This window comes from Nocardia salmonicida NBRC 13393, from assembly GCF_001613085.1.
Classification (GTDB): domain Bacteria; phylum Actinomycetota; class Actinomycetes; order Mycobacteriales; family Mycobacteriaceae; genus Nocardia; species Nocardia salmonicida.
In genome coordinates this window covers 239,776-260,911 of the sequence record NZ_BDBR01000012.1, presented here as the reverse complement: position 1 = coordinate 260,911, position 21,136 = coordinate 239,776, and the positions used below count along the sequence as shown (strand labels likewise).

The following is a 21,136-nucleotide window of genomic DNA, read 5'->3' as shown; positions in this document are numbered from 1 at the left end:
AACATCCTGATCAGCGACGCCCAAGCCGGTCAGGCGCTCGAAGTGACCCGCGACGGTCACACCGCGTGGGCAGTGCGGACTCTGACCACCGCCGGTGAACGCGCCCAGTTCTACCGAATGGCAGCCGTCGCGCCCACGACCGCCGCGTCGGTGCTCGGACCGACCGATGGCCCTGCCACCCGATCGGCCCGCGATCTGGTGCGCTGCGAACTGCTCGACCTCGCGAGGACACCATGATCAGCGTCATCATCCCCACCCTCAACCGGCCCGGTCCCTTGAACCGAGCTCTGCGCAGCCTCGCACGCCAGGAATTCACCGACTTCGAAGTCATCGTCGTCGACGACGGCGGCAATTCACCCGTGCGCCCGGTCACCGACAGCTGGCGCACGGCGCTGCCGATCCGCTTGATCGAGACAGACCACTGCGGCGTCTCGGCCGCCCGCAACACCGCAATGGCCGCAGCGAACGGCGAATACGTCGCCTTCCTCGACGATGACGACATCGTGTTCCCCCGACACCTGCGCGCCGCCCACACGGTGCTCGACCGCGGCACCGCCGACGCGGTCTATGGCGGCGCGCTCGTCAGCTCCCGATGGATCGAATCCATTCCCCACAACGCCCGCTGGCTACCACGCAAGGACTACGAGTTCGACAGCCGATTCCTGCTGTGCGCCAACTTCATTCACACAGGCTCGCTCGTGTGCCGCAACTTCACCGACACCGCCGCCCAGTTCACCGAGTCGATGACCCACTGCGAGGACTGGGACCTGTGGCTGGCCTTACACGCCAGCCTCGGCTACCGGTTCGCCTACCTCGGCGAAACCACCAGCGTCTATCACCAAGTGCCCCAGTGCGGCGGTGCGGTCTCGGCGGCCTACCTGTCGAGCCCGACGCCGTTCACCCTCGCCCGCCGCAACATGTTTCGCACGTGGCCGAGCACCGACCCGCAGATTGTCGACTACCGCGCCTGGTTCACCGAGTTCGACGCCCGTCTCGACCGACTCATCGAAGACAGCCGACCGGCCCCGGTCCATATCTATGAGTCAGCGGTGCGCACGCTGCATCACCGCTTCGTCACCGGCCATCGCGCCGATCACACCGTGCTGGATTCACTTCTGCCCGAACACCACTCACCCCACCGTCAACCAGCAAGGGCCAGGTAACCGATGCGCACCGATGACGCCGTCACCACGTCCTACGACCAGCACGCCGCCGCGTTCGCCGCCGAAGCCGCCCACAGCCCCTACAACGCCCACTACGACCGCCCCGCTGTCTTGGACCTGTTGGGCGAGCTCACCGACCGCGTCGTCCTCGACGCCGGGTGCGGCCCCGGGCTCTACGTCACCGACCTGCTCGCTCGCGGCGCCCACGTCATCGCCATCGATGCCTCCGCGAACATGATCGACCTCGCCCGCCGACATGCCGCTGGACAGATCACCCTGCGCCAGCACGACCTCACCCAACCCCTGTACTGGCTGTCCAACAACACTGTCGACATCGTCCTACTCGCCCTGGTCATCCACTACATCGACGACCGGATCGCGCTGCTGCGCGAACTCCACCGCGTCCTGCGCCCAGGCGGCCACCTCATCGTGTCCACCAGCCACCCGACCGCGGACTGGCTCACCGCCGAGGGCAGCTACTTCGACACCGGATGGGTGCAACAACGGTGGTCGTGCGGCATCACGCACCGCTTCTGGCATCAACCGTTGCAGGCATGGTGCGCGGAGTTCACCGCGGCCGGTTTCACCATCGACGCGATCACCGAGCACCAGCCCGCCGCCGAGATGGCTCGAACCCACCCCGCCGAGTTCGAAACCCTCACCCGCCAGCCGGGTTTCATCGCCTACCGACTCTCCAAAGCGGCCACCAGCGACGGTGGGATCGACGGCGTTGCCTGACGTGCCAAAATTCGTCATGGCCAATTCCCCGAATTTTCCAGTGCTCGTCGTTGTCAGCGGGCCTCCGGGATCGGGCAAATCCACCCTCGCTCACGCCCTCGCCACAGAAATCGGTGTCCCAGCGATCATCCGCGATGAGATCAAACAGGGCATGGTCCTGGCTACCCCGGCGCGCGACACCGATTACGACGACCTCGACATTCCCGTGCTGCACGCCTTCTTCGACGTCTTGACCGTGCTGGCCCGCGCCGGGGTCAGCACGGTGGCAGAAGCAGCGTTCCAGGATAGGTTGTGGCGTCCCGGCCTGATCCCGCTGGCCGAACTCGCTGAGATCCGCATCATCCACTGCACCGCACCGCAATCGGTCCTGCATGAACGCATCGCCCACCGCGCGGAGAGCGATCCCCGTCGGCAAGCCCACAACGACCAGGGTCTCCTCGCAGCGATCGCCGCTGGTGGCCAACCTATCGGCGCGTTCGTCCCGGTGAGTATGGACCTCGCGGAACTGGTGGTCGACACCACCGATGGGTACCAGCCCAGCCTCGACGCGATCACCCAGTTCGCCGCCCACCCGGCTCGGAGCAATGCCTGATTGTCGCGGCGTAGCTCCGCCTGCGCACCACAGAACTGCCGTCAATTGCAACAAGGCAGCACCGGCGGGAGAAGGCTTGGAGCCGACAGCGCGGCGCTCCGGCTTCGCTGGATCTTCGAGCCCGAAGGCCGCGACTTCGATCTGAGGGGAATTGGTTGTCGTCACCGCCATGGTGGGCGACGAGTGGGAAGACACCGCCCGTGACGTGAGCGAGATCGTGCTCCCGCTGCTCGCACGGCATCGAATTCGGTTCATCCAGATCGGACGGTCTGCTCGCCGGGCGCGCACCGACGGGACAGGCGTGGCCGTGTTCGACGATTCACGTTCGCCGCAACGGCTCTACATCGAGGGTGCACAGCCGCAGGTGGGCGGCAGCCTGCGGTGCAGCATGTCGACCAAGGGCCGAGGAGTGCCACGCCGCACTGCGTTTCGGCTCCCCATTCTAACCTGACCACGACGACCGATCGACATCCTCCCCACCCTTGAACGCTGACGCCCCCGGGCCCGATCCCGACGACAGCGGCGACCCGCTTTCGCGAGTCGGGGGCCAGACCTGAAGGTTCGCGGGCATGGGCGAGACCTAGAAAGCCCTCACCTGCCATCGAGGCGGGTGAGGGCTTTCTGGGTATCGGAAGGCTCGACGTTGGTTGATTGCTTTCCGACGCAAAGCGTACGGCAGCCGGGACGTGAAGCCCAGTCGAGAACCCAGCGGTGCGCCAACTGACCCGAAACCACAGGGCACGCGGACACCGCGCCCGACACCGCCGATCAGTTGCTCTCCCAGCCGACCACATTCACGTCCCCACAGCCAGACCACGAGCACCCAATCCCGAAGCGGTCACCACTGAAATCCAGTGCTGCACAGTTGGTTTCAGTGAAACCACCTTGACCCTGAACCAATTAACGGGTAATATATGACATAGAAGATTGCGGGACCGGACACCCCGCCCTCTTCGACCCCACTCGCAAGACACGAAGGGATTTCCCATGCTCGAATTGATGGATTGGTTCTGCGGCGCTGGCGGCTCTACGCAGGGCGCGGCGAAGGTGCCCGGTGTGCGCATCACCCGTGCGGCGAATCACTGGGGCAAGGCCGTCGAGACCCACATGGCCAACTACCCCGAGGCCGACCACTTCCTCGGCGACCTGAGCACCGAAGAGGCCAAAGAGAAGATCGCGAAATGGCCTGCCGCCGACCTGTTCTGGGCAAGCCCGGAATGCCCGCAGTGGTCCTCGGCGCGTGGCAAGAAGCGCGACTTCGACAACACCATGCAAGGCGACCTGCTCGACCTCCAGCGCGACGAGGAAGCCGACCGCTCACGTGCGCTGATGGAAGAGGTTCCGATGTATTTGCGCGGCGTCATCGAGCGCGGCGGCCGGGTCCGCGCCGGAGTCGTGGAGAACGTGGTCGAGGTTCGCCAGTGGGACCAGTGGAACCGCTGGATCGGCGAGATCCGAGCCCTGGGCTACGGAGTCAAAGTCATCGCCCTGAACTCCAGCCACGCCCAACCGGTCCGCACCCCGGCAGCCCCGCAGAGCCGCGACCGGCTCTACGTCGCCTACTGGGATCTCACGCTCGGCCGCGAGCCCAACTGGAACAAGTGGTTGCGCCCACGCGCCTTCTGCGTGGCCTGCGACGAATGGATCAACGCCCTTCAGGTCTTCAAGAAGCCCAACGCCGACATGGGCCGCTACCGCACCCAGTACGTGTACCGCTGCCCTCGGGTCAGCTGCCGCAACTCGATCGTCGAGCCGCCCGTGCTCCCGGCAGCCGCCGCGATCGACTGGACCCTGCCAGGCACCCGCATCGGCGACCGAGACAAGCCCCTGGCCGACAAGACCATGGAGCGCATCCGCGTCGGCATGCGCCGCTACGCCTCGGCCATGCCGATGATGGTTCCCGCCGGAGGTACCTGGCGCGACGACGCCACCCAGGTCACCGGGCCGATGGCCGCCCGCACCACCCGCGAGAACGACGGCCTGGCGATCCCGCAGCCGTTTCACGCACAACTGCGCTCAGACCGGCCCCGCACGATCGGTCTGCACGAGCCCCGGGCCACCATCGTCGGCGACGGCTCCAACCACAGCCTCGCCGTCCCACCGCCGCTGATGGTCCCGATGGAGGGCCGCGACGGCAAAGAAGCCCAGCTGGCCTCACAGCCTTTACGCACCCAGACCACCCGCAACGAGACGGCCGTGGCATTTTTGCCATTCATCGCCGAGATGCGGGGCGGCTACTCGGACGCACGCGCCGCGACCGACCCGCTCGCTACCGTCACCGCCAGCGGCAACCACCACGGCCTGGTCACCCCGCCGACGGGGATGTCGACTCAGCTGTGGAACTCGATGCTGCTGCCGTACTACGGCACTGGCACCGCGCGCCCAGTCGCGGACCCGATCGGCGCGATCACCACCCGCGATCGGTTCGCTCTCGTCGACACGATCACCGAGCGCGACATCGACGCCGTGCGCTTCCGCATGCTGGAGCCCGAGGAAATCCAGAACGCCATGGCGTTCCGTTCCGACTACATCGTCCTAGGCAACAAACGCCAGCGAGTGCGGCAACTCGGCAACGCCGTCACCCCGCCCGCCGCCGAAATCCTCATCTCCGCGCTGGTAGAGGCCATCACCGGCGAAGAGCTCGACCGCTACGGGCTGGCTGCCTAGTCGGACGGGGAGGGCTTGACGTCCTCGGTCCTCCCCTGCCCCCTTTGTTTCGTCCACTTACGCCGCCACTTCCCGAGCCGACCTCCGATCGCCGACGTAACCAGCAGCCATCCCAACGGAGGTGCAAACGGCCTCGCGGCCAGCCCAGCGGGAAGGCTCAGTACAGCGCTCCCACCCCGTAACGGGGAGTCACAGGCAGAGGTCGGGCGGCTTGGCGAAGCCACGGTCGTGAGACCGCAGCTCGGACACGCCAGGCCGCCCGAAAGTGCCCCACTCGCAAAAGGAAGGGCAGGAACGAGTCTAGCAACCCAGTACCGCCGGGCGCGCCCCTGTTCGCCACTCACCTCGGAAAGAGGTCATTCATGGTGCCCGCCGTACCCGAAGCCGGCTTGAGCCCTGCGGGAGTGACCGGCCACAATCAGGGTGTGGGAACACTGATCACACTGAAGGAATGGGCCGCACTACACGGACGCAGCTACGGCTCAATCCGCAACACCTGGGTAGGCGACCCGGACTTCCCAAGGCCGAGACCGCCCCGCTCACGAACAGGTATGGGCGCAGGCACCCCAGCCCTTGAGTACGACAGCGACGAACTCGACGACTTCGCAGCACGCTGGGAAGCCGCCAAGCGCCCTGCACCGTTGCCCATGCCCGACGGACCCGAGGAATACCGAACCCTGGGCGCGATCGCCCGTTTGCTCGGCGTCGACGGCAAAACCGTGACCCAGTACCGCGACACCCTCAACGAACAGGTTGACCACACCGACCGCGGCGCACGCACTCTCTTCCACACCCGAGGCGTAGTAGAGGTGCTCAACCAGCGACGCGGTATGGGCATGGCCCGCCCGCGCAATGCCCAGTCTCCCGAGTAGCAATCTGTCCTCCTTACCCCGGCAGCAGGTGACAGCGCCTTCGACTAGGGTCCGTCCTAGGAGCTTTCGCATTGCATCCCCGCCAGAGGAGAACGCCGGTCCCAACTGGGTTAGTGGCGGAACGAGACTGAACGCGGTATGCGTGCACAGCACAATCCCCATACCGCGCAGTCAGCAAAAGCAAGGCTCCTGGACAAGACGGTTTCACCCCGACCCAGGGCGACCGACAGTTCCTTCGATCGACCACAGACTGGGGGACCTATCAATATCGACGGCCAGGCAGAATTCGAACACACCGGAAACACCTACCTACGGGTGCGCGACCGCCTTCGAGTGATGGGCAACCAGCTGTTCGTCCATAGGCACTGGTACGAAAGGTCGCTAGCGAAAGATCTCAAGAACCCTGCCGCTGTGTTCGACGTTCTGATCGAGCAGGACTACCTGGAGGCGGAGGGAACCACCTCAGTCGCCGTCTGGAATCCCGAAACCCGCGATCACGAACAGATTGTCGAGACGACCTATCACCCAACGAGCAAAGCCTATGCTTTGGCGAATGCTAGCGCGACGACACCCGTGCACCGCGCCACGGCAGAAAAGGCACTTGCGGGCTTCCTACAGCGAGTGGGGCAAGCCGCAGCCGATCCGATGAACTTGGTGTCGGTGCCGACTGAATACTGGATCTGGCACACTCTTGGTGATTGACCCTGCTCGGGATGCGTTGGTGCGCTTGATGGTTGATCATGTGGCCGGTGTTCTGATCTTGGAGTGTTGAGGGTCCTGTTCCCGCACCTAGACGGCCTGGTGGTCGATGCGGTTCGTGGGGTCGGGTCCGTGGTTCGCATCGAAGCCGCAACTTGCGACGCAGTGGCGCCCTGCCCGAGTTGCTCAGCGCCGTCTCGGCGGGTTCACAGCCGGTATCGGCGGCAACTGGCCGATACCTCGGTCACTGGCCGCGAAGTGGTGATCATGTTGCGAGTCCGCAGATTGTTCTGCGACAACATCGACTGCGGGAAAAAGACTTTCGCCGAGCAAGTACCCTGGCTCGCCGCACGCCACGGGCGACGGACGTTGTTGCTGCAGCGGGTCCTGGGTGCGGTCGCGTTAGCCCTGGGCGGCCGCCCGGGAGCGCGGTTGACTGGACATCTCGCGGCGCGGGTGAGCCGGATGACCCTGCTCCGACATGTTCGTGCGCTCCCTGACCCGTCGCAACCGACGCCTCGGGTGTTAGGCGTGGATGACTTCGCGCTCCGCCGCGGACACCGCTACGGCACGATCCTGATCGACATGGAATCTCGCCGCCCGATCGACGTGCTCACCGATCGCAGCGCCGAGACTCTGAGAACATGGTTGCAGGCCCGAACTGGCATCGAGATCGTGTGCCGCGACCGGGCCGGCGCCTACGCCGAAGGCGTGGCCAGCTGGGCGCCGCTAGCGATCCAGGTCGCTGATCGGTGGCACATCTGGAAGAACCTCGGTGACGCCGTCGAACGCACCATCGCACGGCACCGACACTGCCTGATCGCCGCGGTGGGCGGCCTCGATGACGTCCCGCAACTACCCGATATCGCCGAGGTCTCCGCAGGCTTGCATCGTGGTCCGGTCGAGCCGGGTCTGCGCCAGGATCGGGTCGCGATCCGGACCAAGCAGCGTTTCGCCGAGGTCCAGGCATTGTTGGCCCAGGGCAAGAGCATTCGCGGCATCAGCACCGAGCTCGGGTTGGCGCGAGGCACGGCCCGCCGCTTCGCGCGCGCAGAATCACCCGAGGAGTTGCTCGTCAACAATCGCACTGGCTACCGGGCCAGCATCCTCGACGAGTTCAAGCCCTACCTGCATCAGCGGTGGAACGAAGGATGCGCCAACGCTGCCCTGTTGTTTGACGAGATCACCGCCCGCGGCTATCGAGGTCAGCCCAACCTCGTCCGCGCCTACCTGCAGGCCTTCCGCGGCACCGCTCACGTCCCCGGACCCCCACCAAAAGCACCCGCGCCGCGCCGAGTCACGGCCTGGATCATGACCGATCCCGCTCGCATAGACCCCGGTGACCAGCGCCGCCTCGACTTGATTCTGACCGCAAGCCCCGGACTAGCGGCACTCGCTGGTCACGTTCGCTCGTTCGCCGCGATCATGAAGGAACTGCGCGGGGGCGACCTCGAAAAATGGATGAACACCGTCGATGCTGATGATCAGCCCGCCCTGCACTCCTTCGTCCGCGGCTTACGCCGCGACCAGGACGCGGTCACCGCCGGTCTTACCCTGCCCTGGAACAGCGGTGCGGTCGAAGGGCACGTCAACAGAATCAAGATGCTCAAGCGCCAGATGTTCGGACGCGCGAAACCGGACCTCCTCCGCAAGCGAATCCTGCTGAGCGACTGAGCAATCCACCCCAACCGCATCACGGAAAGTGTGCCAGAACCAGCTTTGGCTCGGCATTGACACTTGGTGGTCGTTGATCGCGTGGTGCTGTTCGGCTCGATGATGGACCCAAATCGGCAGCGTGTGAGCGATGTCGACTTGGCCGTGAGCTTCATTGAGAACAGGGCAGTCTTTGAGGCCGCTGGTGGTTACGCGCTGTCCGGGTCCGTCTTCCTCGCTGAGATGAACGGCGCCCGGCACCCATCTGGGTACCGGGGGGAATTCGGGGTGCGGAAATTTCTCAAGAACCGTTCCCGAGTGTTGAGCCTTGCCCGCCTTTCAGAGGATGGGGCGATTGCTGGACTGCCACCCGCGACCACCCCGCACCGGGTTCTGTATGAACGGCCGCGCGTGGATTAGTCATCCCGGCGCAACGACCGCATCGACACGTTCCCGGCGCGAGCCTCTCGTTCACGACCACACCAAATGGTTCGACGCTGCGGTGGCCGTCCAGGCGGGCGGCAGAGCCTGGGGCACTACTGCCATCTCGACTACTTGCTCGATGCTGATACGCCGTTCAATGGAAGCGATCGGGCCCGCCGTATGAGCCTCTGTCAGGAAAGCGGCGAGTCACGCTGCCGGGTATTGCCAGCGAGCCACACTCGACGCTTGTACATGCGAGCAAACTCGGTCCACCAGATGTAGCGTGTCGCCCCGATGTCCCTGGTTGACCGATATCCATATCGCATCGCCCGTCAACGCCATATCGGAGAGGCGCTCGAAGCGCTCGAGTCCCGCGGACTCGTTGGCGCCTGGCGTCTGAACTTCGACTACGCACCCGATGCCAGTCGCTGACAAATTCGCAACGGCAAAGCCGACGTGTTGGCGTGGTGGACCATCACCGATCAAGCCGATGGGTCTTGCGCTACATATTGCAACCCGCGAGGCAGAAGAGCACATCCTCAGCCTGTGTGCCCCATGGAATCGAATGGCAGCCGCTTCCACACCCAGGCGGCGAGTTCAAGGCCGAGTTCAGTGCGGGAGGAACTGACGTCCAGGCAGAGGAGACCTGGGCGTACTGCAATACTCCGACGTACAGCTTGAGTAGCAGCAGCGCTCGAGCCGCCCAACCAGCCAGCAGCCCGAGACGGGGCGGATCGCGATATCAAAGATCCCGAGCAGGCGAGACAACCCTCGTAGTTCCCGCCGATTCGGCCGACCGCGTCTGAGGTAGCTATAAGATTGCCGACTTGGAAAACTCGTCGGCGTGTCGGATTGCGACACGCCGACGAGTCCGGGTGCCTACATGGGCGGCGCCAGCTCGACGCTCGGCAAGCCTGCAGCCGAACTCATCCCATTCTCATCCCATCGCCCAACACAACACCACGGGAAACACCAGGTCGCGCCGGGAAGCGTTGGGAAGTATGAAAAATAGGCGACTACCAGGCCAAACCCAGCCCTACCGGGCGATCCGAGAATCCATCTGCGCGATGATGCAGAAGTTCCGGATCCGGGACGGATCGGTGAACGTCGTATCGGCAAAACTGGAAGCCACTCCACTCCTCGCGGGGTATAGGCGAACTGCGCCCATCGTCCCATGCGCGCCACCGCGACTGTGCCACCGGTGCGCTCCAAGGGTGGGTCGGCGTTATATTTCAGTGATGGCCAGCAGTTGGAATAGTCTCGGCAAGCAGCTCGGCGTCATCGCCAAGGAGCAGGGGCCCAAAATCGTGCGCAAGCAGGGGCCGCGACTGCTCGAGAAGCTGGTGGACGCCCTAGCGACCAAGTCCGGACCCGCCGTCGCGGTTCGCCCGACAGCCTCGACCCCCGTGCCGACGGCTCATCGCGCCCGCCAGATCGTCTACTGCCCGCAGCTCGACGGGCGCGCCGACCCCGGCGAGATCGTGTGGACCTGGGTGCCCTTCGAAGAAGACCCGACCAATGGCAAGGACCGACCGGTGCTGGTGGTCGGACGCGACCGCAAGACCCTGCTCGGGCTGATGCTGTCGTCCAAGGCCGACCGCGCACACGACCACAACTGGGTCGGGATCGGCACCGGGCCGTGGGATCACGACGGCAGGCCGAGCTGGGTGCGACTGGACCGGGTGCTCGACGTCCCGGAGGACGGCATCCGGCGCGAGGGCGCGATCGTCGAGCGCAAGACCTTCGACCTGGTCGCGCACCGCTTGGTCGCCGAATACAGCTGGAGCTGAACGACGATCGACCCCCGACCCGGGTGCACCGGATCGAGGGTCGATTGTTCGGTCGCTAGGTGAGCACGTCCTTGGACCGGCCGAAGATCAGGCCGTAGAGCAGTGCCCCCAGTGCCCCGCCGATCAGTGGGAACACGATGAACGCCCACACCTGCCCCATCGCCCCGACCTGATACGGCGCGACGCCGAGGCTGCGCGCCGGGTTCACCGAGGTGTTGTCGATCGGCAACGAGACCAGGAAGACCACGGTGAGGGTGACGCCGATCGAGAGCCCGGCCAGCGGCACGTCGGAGATCTGGTCGGTCGAGGCCAGCACCACGAACACCAGCAGCGCGGTCAACATCACCTCGATGATGATGGTGGCCGCCAAGCCGTACCCGTTCTGCACGACGACCTCACCGAGGGGCCCGGTCACCGCCGACGGGCTGTGCGCACCCCAGCCGTTGGCACCGAGACCGTCGACGGTGCGGTCGTAGGCGGGCAGATTGTTGGCCAACGCGAACAGCACAAGTCCGGCGAGGAACGCGCCAACCAGCTGAGCGATGACATAGCCGACCGCGCCGATCGCGCTGATCCGCCCGAGCAGCAGGTGCCCGAGCGTGACAGCCGGATTGACGTGACACCCCGAGATCGGCCCGATCGCGTAGACCAGGAACATCAGCGACAACCCGAAGGCGAAGGCGACGCCGAGCGGGCCGACCCGATCGCCCGCCAAGACCATCGTGCCGACGCCACAGATCACGAGGATGAAGCTGCCGAGCCCCTCGGCCGCCCACTTCTTCGGCTCGGGGACGACTTCGATTTCGACGAGTTCCTGTGCAGTGGGAGACATCGGCTGCCACCTCTCCGGGAGGAATCAACCCCGCGGCGAGCGGGGTCCGCACGAGCCTCTCGGACACTACGCGAGGCGGGTGACCTCCACAACGACCTCCAGGTCCGTCGAGCCGCCGCCGGAGAACACGCCTTTCAACGGCGGCACGTCGGCGTAGTCACGTCCGACACCGACCGAAACGTGCTGTTCGTTGACGGCGAGATTGTTTGTCGGGTCGTATCCCCACCACTGCCCGGTCCACGCCTCGATCCACGCGTGCGACTGGCCCGCCACCGTCTCGCCGATCTCCGCGCCCGGCTTCGGATGCAGATACCCGGATACGTAGCGACTGGGAATTCCCATGCTGCGCAACAACACCAGCGTCAGGTGGGCGTAGTCCTGGCACACGCCACGACGCTCGGCGAAGGCCTCCAACGCCGAGGTGTGCACCGAGGTGGTGCCCGCGATGTAGTCCATTTCCTTGTGCACCCACTCGGCCGCGCGCACCACTGCCTTGGCCGGCTCCTCACCGCGCGAGAGCTGGCGCGCCACGGTCGACAGTTTGCGATCGCGCGGCACATAGGCGGTGGGACTGAGCATCTCGTCGAACCGGTCGATGACCCGCCCGCCCTGCAGTTCGTCCCAGCTCAGTTCCTCGGTGGGTTCGGCGAACGGTTCGGTCTCGACCACCGAGGACCCGGTCACCTCGAGTTCGGTGTGCGGCGCGTGCAGGTCGAAGGCCGTGACCGCGGTGCCCCAGTAGTCGGTGTAGCGATAAGCCCTTGTCGCGGGCACGGTTTCGACGCGATTGAGGATCACGTTCTGTCTGCTGTCGGCGCGCGGAGTGAGCCTGGCCTCGTTGAACGATCGCGTCACAGGCGCGTCGTAGACATAACCGGTGGTGTGCACCACCCTGATCCGCCAACTCATAGCTCTCCCTCTACCTGCACGCGGCTGTCCTGCTTGCTGCGCACATCGGTCCACGCCACCCACGGGGCGGCATGGAAGTACTGGCGTGACACGGCTTCACTGAGCTCGCGGCACGATTTCTGCAGGGCAAGCAGGCGGCTCTGCAGATCTTCCAACAACACTCCCGGCGGCAGGAATTCGAGTTCGCTACGCGCGCGTCCGAGCACCCGTTGCGCCTCGTGCCGCGCGCCGACGCGGCTGCCGGGACGCTGATCGAGCTCGGTCAAGCATGCCTCGGCGACCCGCAGCGTGTGGAACACCGAACGCGGGAACAGGCGGTCGATCAGGATGAACTCGGCGACCCTGGCGGCGTCGAGGGCGCCGCGATGGGTGCGCAGGTAGGTGTCGTGCGCGCCCGCCGAGCGCAGCACGGTCACCCACGCGGGCGAGGAGGTCTTGTCACCGGCACGCGAGAGCAGCAGTCGCACCATCATGTCGACGCGTTCGATGGAGCGCCCGAGCAGCAGGAAGCGGTAGCCGTCGTCGCGACTCAGGGTCGAGTCGGTCAGTCCGGTGAACATCGCCGCCCTGCCCTTGATGTAGGAGAAGAACTCGTGCGGGCCGAGGCCACGTGCTGCCCGCTCCGCCGCGGCCATGCCGTTGTAGGTGGCATTGAGGCATTCCCACATCTCGCTCGAGGTGACTTCGCGTGCGCCGCGGGCGTTCTCGCGGGCCTTGGTGATGGAGTCGCTGATCGAGACACCGTGGTCGTGGCTGTAGGCGACGAGATCGGTGACCGACCACACGTCGAGGCTCAGGCCCTCGGGCGGTTCGATCCCGAGCACCTTCAGCAGTACGCGGGAGGTGCGGTCCGCGTCGACGGTAGCGTCTTCGAGCAGTTGGTGGACTGCCACGTCCAGGATGCGCGCTGTATCGTCGGCGCGCTCGACGTATCGACCGATCCAATAGAGGGATTCGGCGTTTCGAGCAAGCATTTCCCTATTCCCCGATCAACCGCTGTGTCTGCTGTTGTTGCTGCTGTTGCTGATTGGCCTGCGGCGTGCTGAGTTCGCGACCGAGCTCGAACGAATCCGTTTGCGGCGGTTCGCTGACGAGTTCGGGTCCGGCCAGTTCCCGGTCGACCGACCCCGCGCGCCCGGCCAGCACCCAGGTGTCCTTGCTGCCGCCGCCCTGACTGGAGTTCACCACCAGCGAGCCCTCCGGCAGCGCGACCCGGGTGAGACCGCCGGGCAGCACCCAGATGTCGTCACCGTCGTTGACCGCGAACGGACGCAGGTCCACGTGGCGAGGCGCGAGATCGTCACCGATCTTGGTCGGCACCGTCGAGAGCTGCACCACCGGCTGAGCGATCCAGCCACGCGGGTCGGCCTTGATCTTGCGCTTGATCGCCTCCAGCTCGCGCGCCGACGCGTCGGGCCCGATCACGATGCCGTAGCCGCCGGAACCCTCGACCGGTTTGACCACCAGTTCGCCGACCCGATCGAGCACTTCCTCACGTTCGTCGTCGAGCCAGCAGCGGAAGGTGTCGACATTGGGCAGGATCGGCTTCTCACCGAGGTAGTACTCGATGATCTTGGGCACGTAGGTGTAGATGAGCTTGTCGTCGCCGACGCCGTTGCCGACCGCGCTCGAGATCACCACATTGCCCGCGCGCGCGGCGTTGAGCACCCCGGCGACGCCGAGCACGGAGTCGGGGCGGAAGTGCATCGGGTCGAGGAAGGTGTCGTCGATGCGCCGGTAGATCACGTCGACCTGACGCTCACCTGCCGTCGTACGCATGTAGACGACGTTGTCGCGGCAGAACAGGTCGCGACCCTCCACCAGCTCGACGCCCATCTGCCTGGCGAGCAGCGAATGCTCGAAGTAGGCGGCGTTGTGTACGCCCGGCGTGAGCACCACCACGGTCGGGTCGACCTCGTTGGGCGCCGCCGAGGCCCGCAGGGCGCGCAGCAGGTGGCCCGGATAGTCGCCCACCGCGCGCACCCGGTGCGAGGAGAACAGATCGGGGAAGACCCTGGCCATCGTGCGCCGGTTCTCCATCACATAGGACACCCCCGACGGCGAACGCAGATTGTCCTCCAGTACCCGGAAGTCGCCCTTCTCGTCGCGGACCAGGTCGATGCCGGAGACGTGGATACGCACGCCGTTGGGCGGCACCAGCCCCGCGGCCTCGCGATGGAAGTGTTCGCACGAGGTGACCAGCCGCTTGGGGATCACCTGATCACGCAGGATGTTCTGCTCGCCGTAGACGTCGGCCAGGAACAGCTCCATCGCGGTAACCCGCTGTTTTATCCCGCGTTCGAGCTTGGCCCACTCCGCGGCGGCGATCACCCGCGGCACCAGATCCAGCGGGAACGGCCGCTCCTGACCGGAGAGGGAGAAGGTGATGCCCTGGTCGATGAACGCGCGGTCCAGCGCGTCGGATCGTTTGGCCAGGTCATCGACGTCATTGGCCGCCATCGCGGCATGGATTCCCTTGTACGGTGCCCGTACTTTTCCCGACCCGTCGAACATCTCGTCGAACGCGTCGGCGAAGCGGCCGGGGCCGTACCCCTCGAACAATCCGGTGTGCGTGGCAGTCGGATGGCCGTTCGTTCTCACCATGGCCGGTGATGCAGATCGAGCCGTACTCGGCGCAGTGGTGGAGGTCATGACAAAAACTCTGCATCACCCGGCGGCAGGGTCGTGTGTGACACAGGTAAATTCTTTGCATCACCTGAAACGGGTGAAATCGGCGTCGTCTCCCCGGTCGGAGTGGATCGAGGGCCGATTTCGCCGGGGGGTGCCGAGCTGGTAACCTCGATCTTCGGCGCGGTGTTACCCGTAGTTCAGCACCATCTGCTGCATCGTGGGCGCGCGCCCGACGAGCTTTCAAGGAATACCACCCAGCGACAGGAAACCAGAGGATACAGGCGTGGCCAACATCAAGTCCCAGATGAAGCGGATCCGTACCAACGAGGAAGCGCGCAAGCGTAACCAGTCGGTCAAGTCCGCGCTGCGCACCGCGATCCGCAACTTCCGTGAAGCTGCCTCCAGCGGTGACAAGGAAAAGGCTGCTGAGCAGCTGCAGTTCGCGAGCCGCAAGCTCGACAAGGCCGCGTCCAAGGGCGTCATCCACGCCAACCAGGCGGCCAACAAGAAGTCCGCGCTCGCGCTGGCTCTGAACAAGATCTGATCGTCGGCGAGCCTGGTGCTCGCTGGTAATACCTCGCAAGACGCAGCCGCCGTGGCCTCGATGACCACGGCGGCTTTTGTCGTTCCTTCCCACCGGCTACCATTCGCGCCATGTTGACGGTGTACGCGAATCAGACGGTGGTACGAGGCGATGACCTGGCCGAGGTGATCCGCGCGGCGGAGATCCTCGGCATCGGTCTCAAGGTCGAAAATGTGATGGTGCCCGACGAGGAGGGCGGTTACGGCGCCGCGTGGATCGTCACCCGTGAAGACGAAGTCCCCCTCTACGACGAGTGGGAGGGACGCTACGACGATCTCGACGACGCCGACGACGACGAAGTGGACGTCTCGCTCGTCGTGGCCGGCGAGTAGTCAGTTCACGCAGGGCACCTGCCCCGAGGTGATATCGCTGCGGACCGGCTTGCCCGCGTCGGGAGTCTCCGTCTCCGAGGTGGTCGTGCTGGTTCGCCAAGCGCTCGCTGTCGACTCCGACGACCAGGCGGCAGGCGGTTCCGTGCGTTGCCCGGTGCGCTTGGCGGTAGTGGCTGTCGGTACCGGCATTCCGAAGGCCGCGGCGATCTCGCGGCGGATCGATGGCCGGTCGACGATGTTCACGTCCTGGCCGTTGATCACGTCGTAGCGCAGCACCGGCAGGGTGCGGAATTCGACCTGCGGATCGTCGGCGGCGCCAAGAGTACGGACGAATTCGGTCATGTTCCAACCGTCCGACAGCACGATGTTGCGATGCGCCACATCCATCAGCGCCGAGAGCTTGCCCGGGTCGGTGAGCGTGCCCGCGCTCCGTAGCTGCCTGGCCACCGAGGTCAGGAACGCCTGCTGACGGTGGGTTCGGTCCAGGTCACCGTTCTCCAGTCCGTGTCGCTGCCGGACGAAGGCCAGCGCCTGTGCCGGATCCAGCTGCTGGCGGCCCGCGGGGAAATCGGCGCCGGAGAACTCGTCGTCCTTCACCGGCCTGTTCAAGCAGACCTCCACGCCGCCGAGCGCGGCGGCCAGATCGTAGAATCCCCCCAGGGTGACCTCGGCGAACCTGTCGATCGGCACCCCCGTCAGATCCCGGACCGCGGCCACGGTCGAGGCCCGCCCCGCCTCTCGACCAGCCTGTTCCAGCTTCCGCTGATCGGTGACGCCCCGCGCGATCAGCTGGTCCTGCACGGCGGCCTTCTTCAACCCGTACGTCTCCTTGATCTTGGCGTGGGTGTAGCCCGGGATGCCGCTGACCGGCACATAGTCGTCGCGGGGAATCGATACCGCGACGATCTTGTCCATCGCGGCCGGAATGTGTACCAGGATCAGGGTATTGGCGTTGTATCCGCCCTCGTCACCGTCGCCCGCGTGCAGTTGATCGAGGACTTCGGACGGGAGCTCGTTGCCGTCCTGATCGCGCCGGGTGTCCAAGCCGATCAGCAGGATATTGAGATCGCCCCCGAGTGAATGCGGTGCGTCGTCACCGATCGCCCGCGACCGCAAGAACCCCGCGTCGAAACTCCCCGCCGTCGACCACCCATACGCCGTGACAACCACCACCGCGGCCGACAACACCGCCGCGACAACCTTTACTACCTGCCGTGCTGTTCGCCCCGCCGAGCCCCGACCGCGTCGACCGCGTTCGCCTCTTCCATCCCGGCTACCACTCGGCTCAACCATCTCATGATCAACTGTGCCAGCCGCGATAGTGACCTGGTATCGCGATTCGATCCCGATTGGATGGAGGTGCGGCGCGCCTGTTCAGTGGGCCGGGTGCCGAGATCCTGGGAAATCCGCAGGCTAGCCGGTGGTGCGGAGGTCGAGGATGCGGGCGAGGGCGTGTTCCACAGCGTAGGTGGCATCGGCGGCGCCGCCCTTCACGTCGGCGTTGAGGGTGGCGACTACCTGTAGGGCGGTGCCGATGGTGGTGGGGTTCCAGCCGCGGGCCTGGGCCTGGGCTTTTTTGATCTTCCAGGGGGGCATGCCGAGTTTCTGGGCGAGGGCGAACGGGTCGCCTCGCCCTGCCGAGCCGACTTTGGCGATGGTGTGGACGGAGTCGGCGAGGGCGTCGGCCAACAGAACGTGTGGGACACCGCGGTCGGTAGCCCAGCGCAGGGCCTCCATCGCGCCGGGGCGGTCGCCGGCGACGGCGAGATCGGCAACGTCGAAGCCGGTGACCTCGGCTCGGCCGGAGTAGTAGCGACGGACCGCGTTCGCGTCGACCTTGCCACCGGTGTCGGACACCAATTGCGAACAGGCGGCGGCCAATTCGCGCAGCTCCGAACCGACGGATTCGAGCAGGACCTGCACGACTTCGGTCGGTACCTTGACCCCGAGCGCCCGGAACTCGCCCCGCACGAACTCCGCCCGCTCGGCGCCCTTGTTGAGCTTCGTGCACTCGTGGACGGTCGCGCCCTTCTTCTGCAGCGCGGGTGCCAGCGCCTTGGCCCGGCCGCCGCCCGAGTGCAGAACCATGAGCACCACGCCGTCGGGCGGATCGGCCGCGGCCTCGGTGATCACCGCGACCGCGTCCTTGCCCGCTTCGGCCGCCGACTCGAGCACGATCACCCGGTCCTCGGCGAACAGCGACGGACTGAGCAACTCGGCCAGCTCAGCGGTGCTCGCGTCACCGGCGCGCAGTCGATCGACCGGCACCGAATCCGGATCGGGCGCACAGGCCCGCACCTGTGCGGTCACCTTCGCAACCGCACGTTCGACCAGCAGTTCCTCGTCGCCGAGGACCAGGTGCACCGAGGCAGGGCGTTCGCTCACCAGGCGATCCTACGTACGCCCACCGACAACCCGGACACGCGCCACCTCCGACGATTCACCCCGAAACCATGCCGACGCCATCGGGGCGCGGGTCCGTGGCGCGCCGGTGGCGCGCGTCGGCGGGACGTGACAGTCCGCAGTTCGGAGGCGGTGCCCACGATCACGACGTCACCGTCGACGTCGGTCCGAGCCACGGTGGTGCCGAGCGCGGCAAGGGCGGTGGTCACCGTTGGATGCGGGTGACCGAAGGTGTTGCCTGACCCGGCGCTGACCAAGGCCAGCCGCGGGCGGACGGCACGGAGGAATTCCGCTGTGGTGGTGCGTGATCCGTGATGCGGCACCTTGAGAATGTCCGCCCTGACATCGCCGCCGCGCACGATCCGGTCCTGCGCCTCGGCCTCGATGTCACCGGTGAACAGGATCGTCCCAGCCGGAGTACGAGCCCGCATCACCAGCGACCGATTGTTGGCCTCATCGGCCGCCAAGGATGTCGGCTCCTCCTTGCTCGGCGCCAGCACACGTAATCCGACTGTCCCGAAGGTTATTTCGTGTCCTGCGTGGAGTTCCATGAGCGGAATACCGGCCGCACCAGCGAGTTGCGCCACCCGCTCGACTCCCCCGGAGTCGTCACTGTGGCCGTGCCATTCTCGCTGGGAAACACCGTGGTCCGTTGACCGCCCATCACCCTTCGCCAGGCTCTCCCCCGGGGTTCCACTCGGGCAGACGACCTGATCGCTACCCGTCCTCGGACGCGTAGCGCCACCCACAGTCGGTGCTCGCTCCCTCTGGTGTGAGGCCGTAGCCAGCTGCGATTCCCTGGACGCGGTCGGTGTCGGTTCCGGGGCCGACGTCGGCTCGTGGGTTCGGTTCGCGACGGCGCAGGTTCGGGCGATGGCTGGGCGAAATTCGCCCGGGGCGGTGGCAATCGCGTCGACGGTGCGGCCGCGGAGGGCGCCTGCGAGTCCGTTGATGTGGTCGGCGTGGGGGTGGGTGAGGACGAGTAGGGGGATGTGGGTGATTCTCAGGCGGTCCAGGCACGCCCGCATCGGGCGAGGATCGGGGCCGACGTCTACGACGACCGCGGCCCCAGGAGCGACCGACAAGGCCAGGCCATCACCTTGGCCCACGTCGCACATCGCGAGCACCCAACCCGGTGGCGGCCAACCCGGCTGCAAGAAGCGCACCGGGACCAGCACTATCGACACACCCAACGCCGCTACGGCAAGGAATCTGCGGGTGTGCGACCAGCGCAAGGCCGCCACGACCGCCACGACGACCACTGCCGCGACCGCTCCCCCAGCAGCACCTCCTGGCACAGTGACCGCGGCGCCCGGCACTGAAGCAGCGCGATCGGCGACGCCGAGCAACCACCACATCGGTGGGCGGGCACACCAGAGCACCCACACCGCACCACCACCCCACCCGCACGCCACCACCGCGCCTACCGCACCGATCACCGTGATCAGCCCTACCACCGGTGCGACGAGCGCGTTCGCCACGATCGCCACCAGACTCACCCGCCCCGACAGGGCGACCATCAGCGGCAGGGTGACGACGAATGCGGCCGCCGATACCGCGACGATCTCCGCGGGCGCGCGCCACCATCCGCGCGCTCGCAACCAGTCCGCCCAGCTGGGCGCCAGCAGAATGAGCCCCGCCGTAGCGATCACGGATAGTGCGAATCCCGCGCTCACCGCCAATTGTGGTGCGACGGCGAGTAATCCGATCACGGCCGCGCATAGCGCGGGTAGCGCCTGTTTGCGGCGTCCGGTGAGCAGAGCCAGCACTGTCACCGAACCCATCGCTGCCGCGCGCAGCACACTCGGGTCGGGACGCGCGATGACGACGAACAGTACGACGATCCCCGCCGCCGCGGCGGCGCTGAGCCGGGGACCTGCCGTGAGCAGTCGGGTGAGTGCCAACAGAGCCGTCAACAGGATCGTGAAATTGGCTCCGCTGACAACACAAAGGTGCTGCAGCCCAGCCACTTCGAACGCGTCACGCACTTCTTCTGACAATGCGACGGTATCGCCCACGACGAGCGCGGGCAGCAACCCTGCCGCGGTAGGCGGCAGTGCCGCGGCAGAGGCTTCGACCAGGTCAGATCGCACGTTCGCCGCGACGCGCTGCCACCACGGCGGCTCGCCGATCAGCTTCGGTGCATCGGTGGCGCGCAGCGTGGCAACAGTCAGATCCGCGCGGCTCGGCTCGCTGACCTCTGCCCGGAACCGCACCAGCTGTCCAGGTGACAACTCCGCCCATTCGCTCCCCTGCGCGAGCACCACGATCGAACCGCTCGCCTGTGTCCACTCCCGACCCTGACCGAACTCGCGCAGACCCGCGCGAACAATCCACCGTCGCTCGCCACCGAACCCACCGGCGCGCATCGGCTTCGCATCGTCGGTGACGACCGCGAACACACTTACCGAGCGACCGAACGACTCTCGCAGCGGGTGCGACTGGACATGATGCTCCTGCCAAGCACCCGCAGCCGCGAAGCCTGCGCTGAGCAACATCGTCGCCAACCCGGTAACCGCGACAACCCGCCACCGCTCCCGCCGATGCGCCATCGCCCACAACAGCACCACCCACAGCCCGATCGCCACCACCACGGCACCTACGGCCAACACCGAGCCCGCAACCCACCCCACGGTCACCGCGACGATCGTCGCCACCCAGCACCCGAGCGCCGCGGGCACCAGCCGCATATCGAGCACCTGAGGCTCCACCTCGGCACCGACTGCCTCCCCCTGCGCCCCCGCGCTCATCCGCCGGTCCCGTTCCGGTCTTCCCACTGCGTGCCAGAACCGCGCTACCCATGTCCGCCGAAGCTTCCCGGCCCTCACCCGCGGCACGGCCCTCGATGC

At 66.3% G+C, this 21,136-nt stretch carries 19 protein-coding genes; 12 read left to right on the top strand and 7 right to left on the bottom strand.

Annotated elements, in window-relative coordinates:
• The 10 genes from NS1_RS40810 to NS1_RS15595 form a co-directional block, all read left to right on the top strand.
• Window positions 1-237: hypothetical protein (locus tag NS1_RS40810; RefSeq protein WP_218019926.1), on the top strand; the 237-nt coding region annotated here is incomplete at its 5' end.
• The gene (locus NS1_RS15640; protein WP_062985317.1) at window positions 234-1,163 is read left to right on the top strand and encodes a glycosyltransferase family 2 protein; all 930 of its coding nucleotides are present in this window, start codon (window positions 234-236) and stop codon (window positions 1,161-1,163) included. The genes NS1_RS40810 and NS1_RS15640, both read left to right, overlap by 4 nt.
• A 3-nt stretch (window positions 1,164-1,166) precedes the next feature.
• Complete coding sequence (locus NS1_RS15635; protein ID WP_062985315.1) at window positions 1,167-1,901, top strand: class I SAM-dependent methyltransferase; 735 nt, start codon at window positions 1,167-1,169, stop codon at window positions 1,899-1,901.
• Between the two features lie 16 nt (window positions 1,902-1,917).
• Window positions 1,918-2,493, top strand: coding sequence for a P-loop nucleotide/nucleoside kinase family protein (locus NS1_RS15630; protein WP_062985367.1), 576 nt, complete (start codon window positions 1,918-1,920; stop codon window positions 2,491-2,493).
• Between the two features lie 151 nt (window positions 2,494-2,644).
• On the top strand, window positions 2,645-2,944 hold the full coding sequence (locus NS1_RS15625; RefSeq protein ID WP_174562652.1) for a hypothetical protein: 300 nt from the start codon (window positions 2,645-2,647) through the stop codon (window positions 2,942-2,944).
• Window positions 2,945-3,480: 536 nt separating this feature from the next.
• Entirely contained in the window at window positions 3,481-5,160 is a 1,680-nt protein-coding gene (locus NS1_RS15620) for a DNA cytosine methyltransferase (RefSeq protein WP_062985311.1), read from the top strand.
• Window positions 5,161-5,585: 425 nt separating this feature from the next.
• Window positions 5,586-6,032: a hypothetical protein gene (locus tag NS1_RS39055; protein ID WP_255284544.1), complete on the top strand. Its 447-nt coding sequence runs from the start codon at window positions 5,586-5,588 to the stop codon at window positions 6,030-6,032.
• Window positions 6,033-6,170: 138 nt separating this feature from the next.
• Window positions 6,171-6,734, top strand: a complete 564-nt coding sequence (locus tag NS1_RS15610; protein ID WP_157125223.1) for a hypothetical protein — start codon at window positions 6,171-6,173, stop codon at window positions 6,732-6,734.
• 63 nt (window positions 6,735-6,797) lie between these two features.
• Window positions 6,798-8,405, top strand: a complete 1,608-nt coding sequence (locus tag NS1_RS15605) for an ISL3 family transposase (protein WP_307619099.1) — start codon at window positions 6,798-6,800, stop codon at window positions 8,403-8,405.
• 1,640 nt (window positions 8,406-10,045) lie between these two features.
• Window positions 10,046-10,597, top strand: a complete 552-nt coding sequence (locus NS1_RS15595) for a type II toxin-antitoxin system PemK/MazF family toxin (RefSeq protein WP_056821455.1) — start codon at window positions 10,046-10,048, stop codon at window positions 10,595-10,597.
• 55 nt (window positions 10,598-10,652) lie between these two features.
• Here the strand turns inward: NS1_RS15595 and NS1_RS15590 are convergent, their stop codons facing one another.
• From NS1_RS15590 to NS1_RS15575, 4 genes are all read right to left on the bottom strand, one after another.
• Window positions 10,653-11,429 carry an aquaporin gene (locus NS1_RS15590; RefSeq protein WP_062985304.1) on the bottom strand — a complete coding sequence of 259 codons (777 nt, stop codon included), beginning with the start codon at window positions 11,427-11,429 and terminating at the stop codon, window positions 10,653-10,655.
• 66 nt (window positions 11,430-11,495) lie between these two features.
• Complete coding sequence (locus tag NS1_RS15585; RefSeq protein WP_056821458.1) at window positions 11,496-12,338, bottom strand: transglutaminase family protein; 843 nt, start codon at window positions 12,336-12,338, stop codon at window positions 11,496-11,498.
• Complete coding sequence (locus NS1_RS15580) at window positions 12,335-13,312, bottom strand: alpha-E domain-containing protein (protein WP_056821459.1); 978 nt, start codon at window positions 13,310-13,312, stop codon at window positions 12,335-12,337. The genes NS1_RS15585 and NS1_RS15580 overlap by 4 nt, the downstream gene beginning before the upstream one ends.
• A 4-nt stretch (window positions 13,313-13,316) precedes the next feature.
• Window positions 13,317-14,942, bottom strand: a complete 1,626-nt coding sequence (locus NS1_RS15575; protein ID WP_062985302.1) for a circularly permuted type 2 ATP-grasp protein — start codon at window positions 14,940-14,942, stop codon at window positions 13,317-13,319.
• Window positions 14,943-15,252: 310 nt separating this feature from the next.
• Between NS1_RS15575 and rpsT the strand changes: the two genes are divergently transcribed.
• Window positions 15,253-15,513: a 30S ribosomal protein S20 gene (gene rpsT / locus NS1_RS15570; protein ID WP_056821462.1), complete on the top strand. Its 261-nt coding sequence runs from the start codon at window positions 15,253-15,255 to the stop codon at window positions 15,511-15,513.
• Window positions 15,514-15,623: 110 nt separating this feature from the next.
• Complete coding sequence (locus NS1_RS15565) at window positions 15,624-15,884, top strand: hypothetical protein (protein ID WP_062985300.1); 261 nt, start codon at window positions 15,624-15,626, stop codon at window positions 15,882-15,884.
• Here NS1_RS15565 and NS1_RS15560 read toward each other — a convergent pair whose 3' ends face one another.
• From NS1_RS15560 to NS1_RS40805, 3 genes are all read right to left on the bottom strand, one after another.
• Window positions 15,885-17,072, bottom strand: a complete 1,188-nt coding sequence (locus tag NS1_RS15560) for an LCP family protein (protein WP_062985298.1) — start codon at window positions 17,070-17,072, stop codon at window positions 15,885-15,887. It abuts the gene before it with no gap.
• 225 nt (window positions 17,073-17,297) lie between these two features.
• Window positions 17,298-18,269, bottom strand: a complete 972-nt coding sequence (gene holA / locus NS1_RS15555; protein ID WP_062985296.1) for a DNA polymerase III subunit delta — start codon at window positions 18,267-18,269, stop codon at window positions 17,298-17,300.
• Entirely contained in the window at window positions 18,266-21,037 is a 2,772-nt protein-coding gene (locus NS1_RS40805; RefSeq protein WP_063816151.1) for a ComEC/Rec2 family competence protein, read from the bottom strand. Before NS1_RS40805 ends, holA begins: the two co-directional genes overlap by 4 nt.
• Between the last annotated feature and the right edge of the window lie 99 nt (window positions 21,038-21,136).